This is a genomic window from Leptothrix discophora (assembly GCF_030705305.1).
In the GTDB taxonomy this organism is placed as follows: domain Bacteria; phylum Pseudomonadota; class Gammaproteobacteria; order Burkholderiales; family Burkholderiaceae_C; genus Sphaerotilus; species Sphaerotilus discophorus.
In genome coordinates, this window is record NZ_JAUZEE010000004.1 from 219553 (window position 1) to 233893 (window position 14341).

General features: G+C 70.4%; 16 protein-coding genes. 11 read left to right on the forward strand and 5 right to left on the reverse strand.

The genetic code is table 11. The annotated features are described in order from the left end of the window. The first annotated feature begins 23 nt into the window (after positions 1 to 23). The 5 genes from Q8X39_RS09770 to hemW all read left to right on the forward strand — a co-directional run bounded on the left by Q8X39_RS09770 (position 24) and on the right by hemW (position 4734). Complete coding sequence (locus Q8X39_RS09770) at positions 24 to 992, forward strand: serine/threonine protein kinase (protein ID WP_305749474.1); 969 nt, start codon at positions 24 to 26, stop codon at positions 990 to 992. Positions 993 to 1047: 55 nt separating this feature from the next. Beyond that, positions 1048 to 1962: a PP2C family protein-serine/threonine phosphatase gene (locus tag Q8X39_RS09775; RefSeq protein WP_305749475.1), complete on the forward strand. Its 915-nt coding sequence runs from the start codon at positions 1048 to 1050 to the stop codon at positions 1960 to 1962. A 71-nt stretch (positions 1963 to 2033) separates the two neighbouring features. Further along, entirely contained in the window at positions 2034 to 2759 is a 726-nt protein-coding gene (gene rph, locus Q8X39_RS09780) for a ribonuclease PH (protein ID WP_305749476.1), read from the forward strand. Between the two features lie 17 nt (positions 2760 to 2776). Beyond that, on the forward strand, positions 2777 to 3439 hold the full coding sequence (gene rdgB / locus Q8X39_RS09785) for an RdgB/HAM1 family non-canonical purine NTP pyrophosphatase (protein ID WP_305749596.1): 663 nt from the start codon (positions 2777 to 2779) through the stop codon (positions 3437 to 3439). Between the two features lie 2 nt (positions 3440 to 3441). Next, positions 3442 to 4734, forward strand: a complete 1293-nt coding sequence (gene hemW, locus Q8X39_RS09790; protein ID WP_305749477.1) for a radical SAM family heme chaperone HemW — start codon at positions 3442 to 3444, stop codon at positions 4732 to 4734. Between the two features lie 21 nt (positions 4735 to 4755). Here the strand turns inward: hemW and Q8X39_RS09795 are convergent, their stop codons facing one another. The 3 genes from Q8X39_RS09795 to Q8X39_RS09805 all read right to left on the reverse strand — a co-directional run bounded on the left by Q8X39_RS09795 (position 4756) and on the right by Q8X39_RS09805 (position 7514). Beyond that, positions 4756 to 5862, reverse strand: coding sequence for a protein-glutamate methylesterase/protein-glutamine glutaminase (locus Q8X39_RS09795; RefSeq protein WP_305749478.1), 1107 nt, complete (start codon positions 5860 to 5862; stop codon positions 4756 to 4758). A gap of 51 nt (positions 5863 to 5913) precedes the next feature. Then, the gene (gene cheD, locus Q8X39_RS09800; protein ID WP_305749479.1) at positions 5914 to 6576 is read right to left on the reverse strand and encodes a chemoreceptor glutamine deamidase CheD; all 663 of its coding nucleotides are present in this window, start codon (positions 6574 to 6576) and stop codon (positions 5914 to 5916) included. 71 nt (positions 6577 to 6647) lie between these two features. Further along, positions 6648 to 7514: a CheR family methyltransferase gene (locus Q8X39_RS09805; protein WP_305749480.1), complete on the reverse strand. Its 867-nt coding sequence runs from the start codon at positions 7512 to 7514 to the stop codon at positions 6648 to 6650. A gap of 246 nt (positions 7515 to 7760) precedes the next feature. Here Q8X39_RS09805 and Q8X39_RS09810 point away from each other — a divergent pair, with 246 nt between their 5' ends. The 3 genes from Q8X39_RS09810 to Q8X39_RS09820 are packed head-to-tail and all read left to right on the forward strand — an operon-like array spanning position 7761 to position 9934. Then, positions 7761 to 8633, forward strand: coding sequence for a GGDEF domain-containing protein (locus Q8X39_RS09810; protein WP_305749481.1), 873 nt, complete (start codon positions 7761 to 7763; stop codon positions 8631 to 8633). Beyond that, positions 8630 to 9466, forward strand: a complete 837-nt coding sequence (locus tag Q8X39_RS09815) for a MinD/ParA family protein (protein ID WP_305749482.1) — start codon at positions 8630 to 8632, stop codon at positions 9464 to 9466. The genes Q8X39_RS09810 and Q8X39_RS09815 overlap by 4 nt, the downstream gene beginning before the upstream one ends. 12 nt (positions 9467 to 9478) lie before the next feature. Further along, a complete protein-coding gene (locus Q8X39_RS09820) occupies positions 9479 to 9934 on the forward strand; it encodes a group II truncated hemoglobin (protein ID WP_305749483.1) in 456 nt (151 codons plus the stop codon). Between the two features lie 11 nt (positions 9935 to 9945). Here the strand turns inward: Q8X39_RS09820 and Q8X39_RS09825 are convergent, their stop codons facing one another. Beyond that, complete coding sequence (locus Q8X39_RS09825) at positions 9946 to 10674, reverse strand: Smr/MutS family protein (RefSeq protein WP_305749484.1); 729 nt, start codon at positions 10672 to 10674, stop codon at positions 9946 to 9948. A 10-nt stretch (positions 10675 to 10684) separates the two neighbouring features. Beyond that, positions 10685 to 11353 (reverse strand): RadC family protein, encoded by a 669-nt coding sequence (gene radC, locus Q8X39_RS09830; protein ID WP_305749485.1) that lies wholly within the window; start codon positions 11351 to 11353, stop codon positions 10685 to 10687. Positions 11354 to 11427: 74 nt separating this feature from the next. Between radC and Q8X39_RS09835 the strand changes: the two genes are divergently transcribed. The 3 genes from Q8X39_RS09835 to serS all read left to right on the forward strand — a co-directional run bounded on the left by Q8X39_RS09835 (position 11428) and on the right by serS (position 14278). Then, positions 11428 to 11880 carry an FKBP-type peptidyl-prolyl cis-trans isomerase gene (locus Q8X39_RS09835; RefSeq protein ID WP_305749486.1) on the forward strand — a complete coding sequence of 151 codons (453 nt, stop codon included), beginning with the start codon at positions 11428 to 11430 and terminating at the stop codon, positions 11878 to 11880. After that, positions 11880 to 12866, forward strand: a complete 987-nt coding sequence (ispH, locus tag Q8X39_RS09840; protein WP_305749487.1) for a 4-hydroxy-3-methylbut-2-enyl diphosphate reductase — start codon at positions 11880 to 11882, stop codon at positions 12864 to 12866. Before Q8X39_RS09835 ends, ispH begins: the two co-directional genes overlap by 1 nt. Positions 12867 to 12982: 116 nt before the next feature. Beyond that, positions 12983 to 14278, forward strand: coding sequence for a serine--tRNA ligase (serS, locus tag Q8X39_RS09845; RefSeq protein WP_305749488.1), 1296 nt, complete (start codon positions 12983 to 12985; stop codon positions 14276 to 14278). The last annotated feature ends 63 nt before the right edge of the window (positions 14279 to 14341 follow it).

Consider the following 14341-nt stretch of genomic DNA (forward strand, 5'->3'; position numbering starts at 1 on the left):
ATACCGCTAACCAAAACACGATTATGTCAAAGCCAAAACCTGCCCCGTTGCCCGCTGGCACAGTGGTAGGCGGCTATCAAATCGTTCGCAAACTGGCGGCGGGAGGTTTCGGCGTGGTTTACCTTGCCGAAGACGCCGAGCGACGATTGGTGGCCCTCAAGGAATACCTGCCTTCGTCGCTGGCCGAACGGGCCGTTGGCGAGCTGATCCCCGTGGTCAAGGCCGAGAAGCAACCGCTCTACCGGCTGGGCCTGAAGAGCTTCTTCGAGGAAGGCCGATCCCTCGCGCAGATCTCGCACCCGAGCGTCGTCTCGGTGTTGAACTTCTTCCGCGAGAACGAGACGGTCTACATGGTGATGAACTACCTGCAGGGCGACACGCTGCAGGACTTCATCGTCACCGCGCGCGACCTCAAGCGCGACAAGGTGTTCCGGGAGAGCACGATCCGCTCGCTGTTCGACGAGATCCTGCGCGGGCTGCGCATCGTGCACCAGCACAAGATGCTGCACCTGGACATCAAGCCGGCGAACATCTTCATCACCAACGACAACAAGGCGGTGATGCTGGACTTCGGCGCGGCGCGCGAGGTGCTGTCCAAGGAAGGCAACTTCATCCGGCCGATGTACACGCCCGGCTTCGCGGCACCCGAGATGTACCGGCGCGACGGCACCCTGGGTCCCTGGACCGACATCTATGCGATCGGTGCCTGCATCTACGCCTGCATGCAGGGCTACCCGCCCAACGATGCGCCGCAGCGCATCGAGAAGGACCGCCTCAGCCTGTCGCTGTCGCGGCTGCGCAATGTCTACTCGGACAACCTCATCGAGGTGACCGAGTGGTGCATGTCGCTCGACCCGCTGGCCCGGCCGCAGAGCGTGTTCGCGCTGCAGAAGGAGCTGGCGCGCGAGACCGAGCGGCGCTACACCAAGCTCAGCTTCAGCGAGCGCCTGAAGCTCCAGCTCGAGAACATCAAGAGCGGCGCCAAGGCCTGACCGCCCGTCCCGTCACGGCCTTCCCACTTTCTCCGCGCACGTCGCCGCCCTCCCCATGCGTTTTTCGGTTTACCAGATCAGCCGTCGCGGCGGCCGCGAGAAGAACGAAGACCGCATGGGCTATTGCTACACCCGTGAATCCGGCCTGTTCGCGCTGGCCGACGGCATGGGCGGCCACCCGGAGGGCGAGGTCGCCTCGCAGCTGTCGCTGCAGACGCTGGCGGTGATGTTCCAGCGCGATGCCAAGCCGACGCTCAAGGACCCGCGCCGCTTCCTGACCGAAGGCATCCTGGCCGGCCACCACCAGCTGATCCGCTACGCCACCGAGCGCGCGCTGCTGGACACGCCGCGCACGACCATCGTCGCGGCCATCCTGCAGGGCCGGGAGGCCTACTGGGCCCACTGCGGCGACTCCCGCCTGTACCTCGTGCGCGGCGGCAAGCTGCAGGCCCGCACCCGCGACCATTCCTATTCCGAGCTTCAGGAAACGCTGGCCGGCGTCGTGCCGATCGGCGAGCGGGTCAACCGCAACGTGCTGTTCACCTGCCTGGGCAGCCCGGGCAAGCCGGTGATCGACCTGATCGGTCCGCTGACGCTGCAACCGGGCGACAAGATCCTGCTGTGCTCGGACGGCCTGTGGGGCAGCATCGACGACGACACCATCACCGACCACCTGACCCGCAGCCCGATCACCGACGCCGTGCCGGACCTGGTCGAGCTCGCCCTGCGCGTGGCCGGCGACAAGAGCGATAACGTCACCGTGATCGCGGTCGAGTGGGAATCCGCCGAGGACGAGGAAGCCACCACCGGCATCGAAACCGATGACCTCGGCAGCGACGTCTTCGCTTCGACCATCCAGGCCAGCGTCGGCCCCGGCAACCCGGACGACCTGCTCGACGAGGCCGAGATCGAGCGCTCGATCCGCGAGATCAACGAGGCGATCAAGCGCAGCGCCCAGAAGCGCGGCTGAACGCTCCCGCCACCTGTGCCCCACGGCGGCCGCCCGGCCACCCGGCCACTTTTTTCCACGAGCATCCCGACATGACCTCCACCCGTCCGAACGGCCGCGCGGCCGACGCGCTGCGCCCGGTGCGCATCACCCGTGGCTACACGAAACACGCCGAGGGCTCGGTCCTGATCGAGTTCGGCGACACCCGCGTGCTGTGCACCGCCAGCGTCGAGGAACGCGTGCCGCCGCACAAGAAGGGCAGCGGCGAAGGCTGGGTCACGGCCGAGTACGGCATGCTGCCGCGCGCCACCCACACGCGCAGCTCGCGCGAGGCGGCCAAGGGCAAGCAGACCGGCCGCACGCAGGAGATCCAGCGCCTGATCGGCCGCTCGCTGCGCGCGGTGTTCGACCTGGCCGCCCTGGGCGAACGCACCATCACGCTGGACTGCGACGTGTTGCAGGCCGACGGCGGCACGCGCACGGCGGCCATCACTGGCGCCTTCGTCGCCGCCCACGATGCGGTCGCCGGCCTGCTGGCGTCGGGCCAGCTGGCGGCCAGCCCGATCCGGGACCACGTCGCCGCGATCTCGGTCGGCCTGCTGGACGGCCTCGCGCTGCTGGACCTGGAATACGTCGAGGACTCGGCCTGCGACACCGACATGAACGTCGTCATGACCGGCTCCGGCGGCTTTGTCGAGCTGCAGGGCACCGCCGAAGGTGCGCCCTTCAGCCGCGAGCAGATGGACGCGCTGGTCGAGCTGGCGCGCCAGGGCATCGTCGACCTGGTGCAGGCGCAGAAGCGCGCGCTGGGGCTTTGATGACACAGGCGGCGATGTTGCGGGTCGTGCTGGCGTCCAACAACGCCAAGAAGCTCAAGGAACTGGGCGCGCTGCTGGCGCCGGCCGGCGTCGAGCTGGTCACGCAGGGCTCGCTGGGCATCGCCGAGGCCGAGGAGCCGCACCACACCTTCATCGAGAACGCACTGGCCAAGGCCCGCCACGCCGCACGCGCCAGCGGGCTGCCGGCGCTGGCCGACGACTCCGGCCTGTGCGTCGATGCTCTGGGCGGCGCGCCGGGCGTGTACTCGGCCCACTACGCGACGTTGCCCGAAGCGGTCGCCGACGGCCTGGACCGCGAGGACCTGCGCGCGCGCCAGGACGCCGCCAACAACGCCAAGCTGCTCCGGGCGCTGGCCGATCGCATCGAGCCGGCCGCGCGCAGTGCCCGCTTCGTCTGCACGCTCGTGGCCGTGCGCAGCGCCGACGATCCCGAGCCGCTGGTCGCGTTCGGACGCTGGCCGGGCCAGATCCTGCCCGCGGCGCGCGGCGCGGGCGGCTTCGGCTACGACCCGCTGATGTGGATCCCGGCGCTCGGCGCCAGCGCGGCCGAGCTGGCCACCGACGTCAAGAACGCGCACAGCCATCGCGCACGTGCCGCCGCCGAGATGCTGCGCCAGCTCGACGCGGCCTGGGCGCACCTGCTGCACCCGCGGGCCTGAACATGGTCGATGCCCTTCGTCCTCGCGGCAGCCTGCCGCCGCTGGTCGCCGAAACCTCGGTTGATGCCGGCCCGAACACGCCGCTGAACGCCGCCGTCGCCGACCGCTTCCTGCGCGCCGGCACGCTCAACCTGACGGCGCAGCCGCCGCTGGCGCTCTACGTGCATCTGCCGTGGTGCCTGCGCAAGTGCCCCTACTGCGACTTCAACTCCCACGAGACCGACTCGCACGGCACCGGCACCGGCCTGCCCGCCGCCCAGCAGCAGCGCTACCTCGATGCGCTGGTAGCCGACCTGGAGGCCGCGCTGCCGCTGGTCTGGGGCCGCCCGGTCGTGTCGGTCTTCATCGGCGGGGGCACGCCCAGCCTGTTCTCGCCGGACGCGATCGGGCGACTGGTCAGCGACATCCGCGCCCGGCTGCCGCTGATCCCGGATGCCGAGATCACGATGGAGGCCAACCCCGGCACCTTCGAGCGCGAACGCTTCCGGGCCTACCGCGCAGCCGGCGTGACGCGCCTGTCGATCGGCGTGCAGAGCTTCAACGACCGCCACCTCGCGGCGCTCGGCCGGGTCCATGACCGGGCCCAGGCGCTGGCAGCGGCCGAGGAAGCCGCCGCGTCCTTCGAGACCTTCAACCTCGACCTGATGTACGCCCTGCCCGGCCAGACCCTGGCCGAGCAGGCCGAGGACCTGGCGACCGCGCTGGCGCTGCAGCCGCCGCACCTGTCGGTCTACCACCTGACGATCGAGCCGAACACGCGCTTCGCGGTCGATCCGCCGAGCGTGCCGGACGACGACCAGGCCGCCGAGATGCTCGACCAGATCGCCGCGACGACCGGCGCGGCCGGCCTGCAGCGCTACGAGGTCTCGGCCTACGCCCGGCCCGGCCACCGCTGCGCCCACAACCTGAACTACTGGTCCTTCGGCGACTACCTGGGCATCGGCGCGGGCGCACACGGCAAGCTCAGCTTTCCGCACCGGGTGCTGCGGCAGGTGAAATGGCGCGAGCCGGCCCGCTACATGGACGAGGCGCTGCGCGGCGCAGCCGTCTCCAACGAGCACGAGGTCGCGCGTGCGGACCTGCCCTTCGAGTTCATGCTCAACGTGCTGCGGCTGCGCGACGGCTTCCCGCTGTCGCTGCTGGCCGAACGCACCGGCCTGCCGATGTCGGCCATCGAGGCCGGCCTGTCCGAGGCCGAGCGGCACGGCCTGATCGAGCGCGACTGGGCGCAGGTGCGGCCAACCGCCCGCGGCTTCGACTTCCTCAGCGACCTGCAGGCGATGTTCCTGGCCTGAGCGCCAGCCGCCGCCGCTGGTTCAGACCCGCGACAGCGCCACGCCGGCCGTGCTGCGCAGGTGCTCGATCAGGTGCGAGCCGATGCGCTTGAGCGGCAGCACCTCGTGGCAGGCGCCGGCCGCGATGGCCTCGCGCGGCATGCCGAAGACCACGCAGCTGGCCTCGTCCTGCGCGACGTTGTAGGCCCCGGCATCGCGCATGACCTTCATCGCGCGGGCGCCGTCCGCGCCCATGCCGGTCAGCATCACGCCGACCGCGTTGCGGCCGGCCACGCGGGCGGCCGACAGGAACAGCACCTCGACGCTGGGCCGGTGGCGGTTGACCGGCTCCTCGCTGGTGACGCGGGCGACGTAGTTCGCGCCCGATCGCTCGATGGCCAGGTGAAAGCCGCCTGGCGCCAGGTAGGCATGGCCGGGCAGCACGCGCTCGCCGTCGACCGCTTCCTTGACCGCGATGCGGCACAGGCTGTCCAGCCGCGCCGCGTAGCTCTTCGTGAAGCCCGGCGGCATGTGCTGGGTGATCAGCACGGCCGGCGAGTCGGCGGGCATGGCCATCAGCACCTCGCGGGTGGCCTCGGTGCCGCCTGTGGACGCGCCGATGAAGATCAGTTTTTCCGTCGACAGCCGGCCCAGCGGGGCGGCAGGCGGCGCGGCTGGCGCGCTGCCGTCGGCTGCGGCGCCCGGTGCGCCGGCGGCCTGTGGCGGTGGCGCGGTGTGGCGTGCCACCTTGGCCTTGGCGGCGATGCGGATCTTGTCGGTGATCTCCTGCGCCAGCTGGCGGATGCCGTCGGTGATGCCGATCTTGGGCTTGGCGACGAAGTCGACCGCGCCCAGTTCCAGCGCCCGCAGCGTGACCTCCGCGCCGCGCTCGGTCAGCGTCGAGACCATCACCACCGGCATCGGCCGCAGGCGCATCAGCTTGGACAGGAAGTCCAGCCCGTCCATGCGGGGCATCTCGACATCCAGCGTGATCACGTCCGGATCGAGGTTGCGGATCATCTCGCGGGCCGCGTAGGGATCGGCCGCCGCGCCGACGCAGCTCATGTCGGGCTGCCGGTTGATGATCTCCGCCAGGATGCTGCGGACCAGGGCCGAATCGTCGACCACCACCACGCGCGTCTTCGCCATGGGTACTCCTGCGTCTTTCGTTGTTCGTGTGCCGTCGTCGCTGGCCTGCGCTCAGAACAGGTCGACGCTGCCGCCGGCGCTGGTCGTCGTGCGGGCCTTCTGGGCCGCGTCGCGGTCGGTCGCGACGATCGCCTCGACGCTGGTCGGCGCCAGGCGCTTGACCATGGCCTTGCCGCTGGCCGGGAAGAAACAGACCTTGCGCGGGTAGACGTCGAGCACGTCCTTGGAGACCACCGGGATGCGCTCGGTCGACAGGTAGTCGAGCACGAAGGCGGTGTTGCGCTCGCCGACGTTGAGGCTGCTCATGCCGCTCATGACCGCGCCGCCGCCGAAGACCTTGGCCTCCAGCGTGGCCCGCGAGGCGCCGCGCTTGAGCAACTCGTTGATCAGCAGTTCCATCGCGTAGGAGCCGTAGCGCCCGCCATCGGTCGCGCCCAGGCCGGCGTCGGGCAGCATGAAGTGGTTCATGCCGCCGACCCGCGCGTTGCGGTCCCACAGGCAGGCGGCGATGCACGAGCCCAGCGTGGTCATGATCAGCAGGTCCTCGTCGTGCACGAAGTACTCGCCCGGCAGGACCTTCACCGCATCGGCCTTGAAGAAGGCGTCGTAGAAGAAGAACGAGGCCTCGCCCGGCTTGCGCGACTGGCTGCGCAGCTGTTCGACGCGGCTGCTGCGGGGCGGGGACGTGCGCGGCGTGGCGGTGGGGTTGGACATCGGGAGCCCTGCTGGAAACGGAGGGGGAGGCGAGACGGACGACGAGGCGCCGGCGAGGTAGGCCATGGTGTTCAAGCCCGCTGGTAGACCGTCTTGCCGCGCAGCTGGAACAGGTCGCGCGAGTCGGTGAAGTTCTCGGAATGGCCGACGAACAGGTGGCCGCGCGGCTTCATCACCGCATGCATGCGTTCAAGCACGCGGCGCTGGGTCGGGGCATCGAAATAGATCATCACGTTGCGGCAGAAGACGATGTCGAAGGGCTCGCCCAGCGCCCAGCTCGGGCTCATCAGGTTGAACGGCCGGAAGTCGATCAGCTTCTGCAGCTCGGGCCGCACCCGGATGTAGCCGGCGTTGTTGCCGGTGCCGCGCATGAAGTGGCGCTTGAGCCGATCCGGGCTCAGGCCGCGCGCGTCGTGGGCGTAGACGCCGCGCTGCGCGGTCGCCAGCACCTGGGTGTCGATGTCGCTGGCCAGGATCGTCACCGGCGCGCTGTTGCCCAGCGCCTCCAGTGCACACATCGCGATCGAGTAGGGCTCCTCGCCGGTCGACGCGGCGCTGCACCAGATGCGGATGGGCACGCGCGGGCCGATCGCGCGCAGCGCCTCGGTCAGCACCGGGAAATGGTGTTCCTCGCGGAAGAAGGAGGTCAGGTTGGTGGTCAGGCAGTTGACGAACTGCTGCCACTCGCGCTCGCCGCTGTCGCCGCTGGCGCCTTCGAGCCACTGCAGGTAGGACGAGAAGGTGCGGTGGCCGGTCTCGCGCAGCCGGCGCGACAGGCGGCTGTAGACCATCGCCTGCTTGTGCTCATGCAGGCTGATGCCGGCGCGCTGGTGGATCAGCTCGCGCACGCGCTGGAAGTCCCGAGCGTCGAAAGAGAACTCCCGCGCCTGCGCATCGAGAGGCGTGTCCAGGGCGACCGGCAGATCGGAGAGGTTCATGGGCGTGGGCGGCGGGTGAACGGCATCGGTCGACGACCGGGGCTGCGGAAGCGCGGGCGCAACTTCCGCATCGAAACGCAGCCAGTGTGTCGGTCCGGCCTGGGGCGCCACGGCCGGAGTTGAGGCGTGAATCGCGGCCATTTCCAGTTCGGGCGCGAATTCGGCTGTCGTAGACTGGACTGAACCGAAGCGGAGTCATCCTTGAACGATCGCCTCCGCGCACGTCGCCCTTCAGCCCCCGCCACCGTGAGCGCAGATCCACCGACATCCCGATTCCTCGATGCCCGGTCGTCCGTCCTCGACGGGGCCGACAGCAGCGTCGGCGTGTTCGACTACCCGACCGGGTACGGCGACTTCGACGCCCACACCAGCCCGCTGTCGACGCCGCCGATCGCGGTCACGGGTGGCTCATTGCAGCTCGACCTGGCGCTGCGCCTGCTCGAACGCAGCGGCCACCGTTTCCCGATCGACGCGCCGGTCGGCTCGCCTGCCTGGATGCAGAGCCTGGTCGACGGCCTGTGCAACCTGTCCAGCCGCGACCCGCTCACCGGCCTGCCGAACCGGCGCGAGTTCGAGTCGGCGCTGGAGCAGCAGGTCGACCGCGTCGCCCGTTCCGGCGAGCCGGCCGTGCTGCTGCTGTTCGACATCGACCACTTCAAGCGCGTCAACGACACCTGGGGCCATGCGGTCGGTGACCTGGTGATCCAGGCCATCGCGCGCGGCCTGCAGGACAGCGTCCGGCCGATGGACAGCGTCGCCCGGCTGGGCGGCGAGGAATTCGCCGCCGTGCTGCCGAACTGCCCGCCCACGTTCGGCCACATGGTGGCCGAGCGGGTGCGCCGCAACATCGAGGCGATGAAGATCCCCATCGGCCAGGACCGCCACGTCAGCGTCACCGTCAGCGTGGGCGGCGCCTACGCGCCGCGCTGGGTGCGCTTCTCCCGCACGATCTGGCTCGAACGGGCCGATCAGCAGCTCTACCGGGCCAAGGACGAAGGCCGCAACCGCACCTGCCTCGAAACCCCTCCGCAGACCGATGTGAGCGCAGCCGAACGCGGCATGTTGCTGGGCGCGTCGTCGTCAACCTACCCGCCCGAATCCGAGAACTCCGCGCCATGACCGCCCCACCCTCGACCTCCTCGCCGCTGGCTGCCGCCGCGGCTGCGGCCAATGCCGCCAACCGGCCGCTGGCGCGCATCACCGCCGTCACCAGCGGCAAGGGCGGCGTCGGCAAGACCATGGTGTCGGCCAACCTCGCCGCCGCCCTGGCCCGACGCGGCGAACGCGTGCTCGTCATCGACGCCGACCTCGGCCTGGCCAACCTGGACGTGGTGCTCAACCTGCAGCCTCGCGCCACGCTGCACGACGTCTTCACCGGCAAGGTCGCGCTGGAGGCTGCGCTGGTCGAGGCACCGGGCGACTTCCACGTGCTGCTGGCCGGCTCCGGCCTGGTCGAGTATTCGCACCTCACGCCCGAGGTCCGCGAGCAGCTGCAACTCGTGCTGGCCAAGGTCCGGCCGCGCTACGACCGGGTCCTGCTCGACACCGGCGCGGGCATCTCGGACGTGGTGCTGTTCGCGGTCTCGCTGGCCGACGAGGTGCTGGTCGTCGCCACCCCAGAGCCCACCGCCATGGCCGATGCCTACGCGACCATCAAGGTGCTGGCCATGCAGCAGGGCCGCGAGGCGATCCAGCTGGTCGTCAACCAGACCCAGCGCCTGGGCGAAGGCCGCGGCGTCGCCCAGCAACTGCAGACCGTGATCGACCGCTTCGTGCAGCTGCCCGAGGGCCAGCAGCTGCGGCTGAACTACGTCGGCGAGATCCCGTCGGACAACTCGGTGCGCCAGTCGGTGCAGCGTCGCCAGCTGATGGTGACGACCTACCCGGGCTGCGCGGCGGCGCTGGCGATCGCGCAGCTGGCGGGCAAACTCCCGGCCCTCGCCACGCGCTGATCCTGCTTTCAGATGACCGACACGACCGACCCCCGCAACGACCACGCCGACCGGACGGACCCGGCCCACACGCCCCCCGAGGCCAAGCCCGCCACCGCCTTCGACTGGGTCGGCGGCGAGGCCCAGGTCCGCGCGCTGGTCGACCGCTTCTACGACCTGATGGACCTGGAGCCCGGCTACCGCGAGTTGCGCGCCGTGCACGGCAGCACGCTGGACAGCGCGCGCGACAAGCTCTTCATGTTCCTGTGCGGCTGGCTGGGCGGGCCGCAGCACTACGTCGAACGCTACGGCCACCCACGCCTGCGGGCCCGGCACCTGCCCTTCCCGATCGGCATCCGCGAACGCGACCAGTGGCTCGCCTGCATGCACCAGGCGATGACCGACACGGCGCTCGACCCGGCGCTGATCGCGCGGCTGGACGAGAGCTTCTTCAACACGGCGGACTGGATGCGGAACAAGGGGTCCTGAGGTCAGCCACCTCACTCCCCCTCGCGCGCGGCCGCCTCCGCCCGGCGCCGCTGTGCGCGAGGCCTGTTCACCGTTCCGGCCAGCAGCACGATCAGCGCGCCCGCGCCGCCGTCCGGCCCGCGTGCCTGCGTGAAGGCCAGCACCTCCTGGCGCTGCACCAGCCAGCTGCGCACCTTGCCCTTGAGCACCGGCTCGCGGCCGGGCGAGCCCAGGCCCTTGCCGTGGACCACACGCACGCAGCGCCAGCCGCGCTTGCCGGCGTCGACGAGGAAGCCGGCCAGGGCCTCGCGGGCGTGGTCGCGCGTCAGGCCGTGCAGGTCGATCTGGCCCTGCACCGTCCAGCGGCCCAGGCGCAGCTTCTTCAGCACGTCCGGACCCAGCTCCAGGCGGCGGAAGGACAGCTGGTCGTCGGTCTCCATCAGCGACTCGGGATCGAACTCGTCGGACAGCGAGGCGCGCATCACCTGGCGGTCGTCCAGCTCGCGCTGCAGCGGCTCGGGCGCGGGGCGCGCCCGCTCGATCTGTGCCAGCCCGGTCGGCGCCAGCGGCGTGACCGTGCCGAGCGTCTCGCGCAGCGTGTGCAGGAACAGCGCCTGCTCGCGCTGGCGGGCCTCGGCCTGCTGGCGCGCCAGCTGGGCCGCACGCTCCTCGGCCTCGCGGCGCGCCTGGGCCTCCTTCATCAGGCCCTTCAGGTCGGCCAGCTCGCGCCAGCCGCGACCCTCGCGCTGGCTGGACCTCATGGTGCGGCCCTCACATCAGACCCCGCTCGGCCAGGCTGACGACCTGGGCGCCGCCGACCACCAGATGGTCGAGCACGCGCACGTCGACCAGCGCCAGCGCGTCGCTCAGTCGGCGCGTCAGCAGCTCGTCCGCACGCGACGGCTCGGCCAGTCCGGAGGGGTGGTTGTGAGCCAGGATGGCTGCGGCCGCATTGAGCGCCAGCGCCCGCTTGACAACCTCGCGCGGGTAGACCGTGGTCTGGGCGATGCTGCCCTGGAACATGGGCTCGTAGGACAGCAGGCGGTGGCCGCTGTCGAGGAACATCACCGCGAAGACCTCGCTCTGGCGGGCGGAGAGATGCAGGCGGAGGAACTCGCGCACCTTGTCCGGGCTGTCGAAGACCGGCCGGACCGCCAGCTCGGCGCGCACCGCACGGCGCGCCAGTTCGAGCACCGCCTGCAACTCGGCTCGCTTGGCCGGACCGAGCCCCTTGACCTCGCGCAGCGCCGCCACGTCCGTGCCCAGCAGGCCCGACAGGCCGCCGAAGCGCTTCAGCAGCTCACCGGCCCATTCGAGCACGCCGGTGCCCTTCAGGCCGGTGCGCAGGAGCAGCGCCAGCAGCTCGGCATCGGCCAGTGCGGCCGGCCCCAGCGCCAGGAGTTTTTCGCGCGGTCGCAGCGCGGCGGGCAGGTCTTTCATCGGGGCTTCCGGTCCGTCGGCGCGGGCTGCGCACCTAAAATCGTGGGTCAGTCTACCGAACACAGGATCACCGCGTGCCTCAGGTCCAACCGGGTTCATTCCTCACCCTGCACTATCGATTGGCCGGTCCCGACGGGGCCGACATCGTCAACACCTTCGACGAGAAGCCCGCCACGCTGTCGATGGGCACCGGCGAACTCGCGCCGGCCATCGAGGCCCAGCTGCTGGGCCTGGAAGAAGGCACCCACACCACGCTGACGCTGGCGCCGGGCGTCGCCTTCGGCCAGCGCAACCCCGAGCTGCTGCAGCGGGTCAAGCTGGCGCTGCTGCGCGAACTGGGCGATCCGGATGCCGAGTACCACGTCGGCGACGTCGTGCAGTTCCCCACGCCCGATGGCCAGGGCAGCTATGCCGGCGTCGTGCGCGAGGTCAGTCCGCCCGAGGACGATTGGGCGCTGTTCGACTTCAACCACCCGCTGGCCGGCCAGGCCGTGACCTTCGAGGTCCGGCTGATCGGGGTGCTGTGATGGGCCAGTCCGTGCACAACGTGGCGTTGCAGGAGGTGGTGCTGGCGCAGCCGCGCGGCTTCTGCGCCGGTGTCGACCGCGCCATCGAGATCGTCGAGCGGGCCCTGGTCCGCTACGGCGCGCCGATCTATGTGCGCCACGAGATCGTGCACAACACCTTCGTGGTCGCCGACCTGAAGGCCAAGGGCGCGATCTTCATCGAGGACCTCGCCGACGTCCCGGCCGGTGCCACGCTGGTCTTCAGCGCCCACGGCGTGAGCCAGGCGGTGCGCCAGGAGGCGGCCGAGCGCGGCTTCCAGATCTTCGACGCGACCTGCCCGCTGGTCACCAAGGTCCACGTCGAGGTCGCCAAGCTGCGCCGCGAGGGCTACGAATTCATCATGATCGGCCACAAGGGCCACCCGGAAGTCGAAGGCACGATGGGCCAGCTCGACGACGGCATCTACCTGGTCGAGGACGTCGAGGACGTCGAGCGTGTTCAGGTCCGCCAGCCCGAGCGGCTGGCCGTGGTCACGCAGACCACCCTGAGCGTGGACGATGCCTCGGCCATCCTCGCGGCGGTCAAGGCGCGTTTCCCGCTGGTGCGCGAGCCCAAGAAGCAGGACATCTGCTACGCCACCCAGAACCGTCAGGACGCGGTCAAGCTGCTGACGGCCGAGGTCGACGTGCTGATCGTCGTCGGCAGCCCGACCAGCTCGAACAGCAACCGCCTGCGCGAGGTCGCCGAGCGCCGCGAGCTGGCGGCCTACATGGTCGACAACGCCAGCGAGCTGCAGCCCGAGTGGTTCGAGGGCCGCCAGCGCGTCGGCCTGACCGCCGGTGCCTCGGCGCCCGAGCTGCTGGTGCAGCAGGTCATCGAGCGCCTGCGCGAACTCGGCGCGACCAGCGTGCGGACCATGCCCGGTGTCGAGGAGACCATCGAGTTCCCGCTGCCGCTGGGCCTGGGCGACAAGTCGATGGCGGCAGCCGCGGCGTCCCGATCCTGACGATCCGTCCGACGCCTCCGAACGAACGCCCCTCGGCCCGACCGGCCGACCCCGATGTGCGGGCACGGACCGACGCCGATGGCGCGTCCGTGCCGACCTGATCCAGAAAGCCTCCCATGCTCGACATCACCCTGCTGCGCCGCGACCTCGACGCCGTGCTCGAACGCCTGGCCACGCGCAAGAACCCCCAGCCCTTCCTCGACGCCGAGCGCTTCCGCGCGCTGGAGACCGAGCGCAAGACCATCCAGACCCGCACCGAAGAACTGCAGGCCCGCCGCAACGCGCTCAGCAAGCAGATCGGCGCCGTCAAGGGCAAGGGCGGCGACGCCAGTGCGCTGATGGCCGAGGTCGGCGGACTGGCCGACGAGCTGAAGGCCGGCGCCGAGCGGCTCGACCAGATCCAGGCCGAGCTGGCCGACATGCTGATGCATGTGCCCAACCTGCCGCAGGCCGGTGTGCCGGTCGGCAGCGACGAGGGCGCGAACCAGGAAGTGCGCCGCGTCGGCACGCCGCGCACCTACGACTTCGCGGTCAAGGACCATGTCGACCTGGGCGCGCCGCTGGGCCTGGACTTCGAGACCGGCACCAGGCTGGCCGGCTCGCGCTTCTCGTTCCTCAAGGGCCCGGTCGCGCGCCTGCACCGCGCACTTGCCCAGTTCATGCTGGACGTGCAGTCGGGCGAGCACGGCTACACCGAGTGCTACACGCCCTACATCGTCAACCGCGAGGTCCTCGAAGGCACCGGCCAGCTGCCCAAGTTCAAGGAAGACATGTTCTGGGTCTCGCGCGGCGGCGACGAGAGCCAGCCCGAGCAGTACCTGATCTCGACCTCGGAGATCTCGCTGACCAACAGCGTGCGCGAGCAGGTCCTGGCGGCCGACGCACTGCCGATCAGGCTGACCGCGCACAGCCCCTGCTTCCGCTCGGAAGCCGGCTCGGCCGGCCGCGACACGCGCGGCATGATCCGCCAGCACCAGTTCGACAAGGTCGAGATGGTCCAGATCACCACCGCCGAGCAGAGCGACGCGGCGCTCGAACAGATGGTCGGCCATGCCGAGGCGATCCTGCAGAAACTGGAACTGCCCTACCGCGTCATGCTGCTGTCGACCGGCGACATGGGCTTCGGCGCGGCGCGCACCTATGACCTTGAGGTCTGGCTGCCGGCCCAGGGCACGTACCGCGAGATCAGCTCGTGCAGCAACTGCGAGGCCTTCCAGGCCCGCCGCATGCAGACGCGCTACAAGAACGCGCAGGGCAAGAACGAGTTCGTGCACACGCTCAACGGCTCGGGCCTGGCTGTCGGCCGCGCCCTGGTCGCCGTGCTGGAGAACCACCAGAACGCCGACGGCAGCATCACCATCCCGGCGGCGTTGCGCCCCTACCTCGGCGGCCAGGAACGGCTCGCCGCCTGATCGGCGAGGCTTGATCGCCTCGGATTTCGTCGTCTATACTCCGGCCTCTTTGCGGGACAGACC

Bases quoted from the DNA above. Each gene is read 5' to 3' on its own strand.
- hemW (WP_305749477.1), top strand. From the start codon at position 3,442: ATGGTCGATGCCCTTCGTCCTCGCGGCAGCCTGCCGCCGCTGGTCGCC.
- Q8X39_RS09775 (WP_305749475.1), top strand. From the start codon at position 1,048: ATGCGTTTTTCGGTTTACCAGATCAGCCGTCGCGGCGGCCGCGAGAAG.
- Q8X39_RS09805 (WP_305749480.1), bottom strand. From the start codon at position 7,514: ATGAACCTCTCCGATCTGCCGGTCGCCCTGGACACGCCTCTCGATGCG.
- Q8X39_RS09770 (WP_305749474.1), top strand. From the start codon at position 24: ATGTCAAAGCCAAAACCTGCCCCGTTGCCCGCTGGCACAGTGGTAGGC.
- Q8X39_RS09820 (WP_305749483.1), top strand. From the start codon at position 9,479: ATGACCGACACGACCGACCCCCGCAACGACCACGCCGACCGGACGGAC.
- rph (WP_305749476.1), top strand. From the start codon at position 2,034: ATGACCTCCACCCGTCCGAACGGCCGCGCGGCCGACGCGCTGCGCCCG.
- Q8X39_RS09795 (WP_305749478.1), bottom strand. From the start codon at position 5,862: ATGGCGAAGACGCGCGTGGTGGTGGTCGACGATTCGGCCCTGGTCCGC.
- Q8X39_RS09825 (WP_305749484.1), bottom strand. From the start codon at position 10,674: ATGAGGTCCAGCCAGCGCGAGGGTCGCGGCTGGCGCGAGCTGGCCGAC.
- ispH (WP_305749487.1), top strand. From the start codon at position 11,880: ATGGGCCAGTCCGTGCACAACGTGGCGTTGCAGGAGGTGGTGCTGGCG.
- Q8X39_RS09815 (WP_305749482.1), top strand. From the start codon at position 8,630: ATGACCGCCCCACCCTCGACCTCCTCGCCGCTGGCTGCCGCCGCGGCT.
- serS (WP_305749488.1), top strand. From the start codon at position 12,983: ATGCTCGACATCACCCTGCTGCGCCGCGACCTCGACGCCGTGCTCGAA.
- radC (WP_305749485.1), bottom strand. From the start codon at position 11,353: ATGAAAGACCTGCCCGCCGCGCTGCGACCGCGCGAAAAACTCCTGGCG.
- cheD (WP_305749479.1), bottom strand. From the start codon at position 6,576: ATGTCCAACCCCACCGCCACGCCGCGCACGTCCCCGCCCCGCAGCAGC.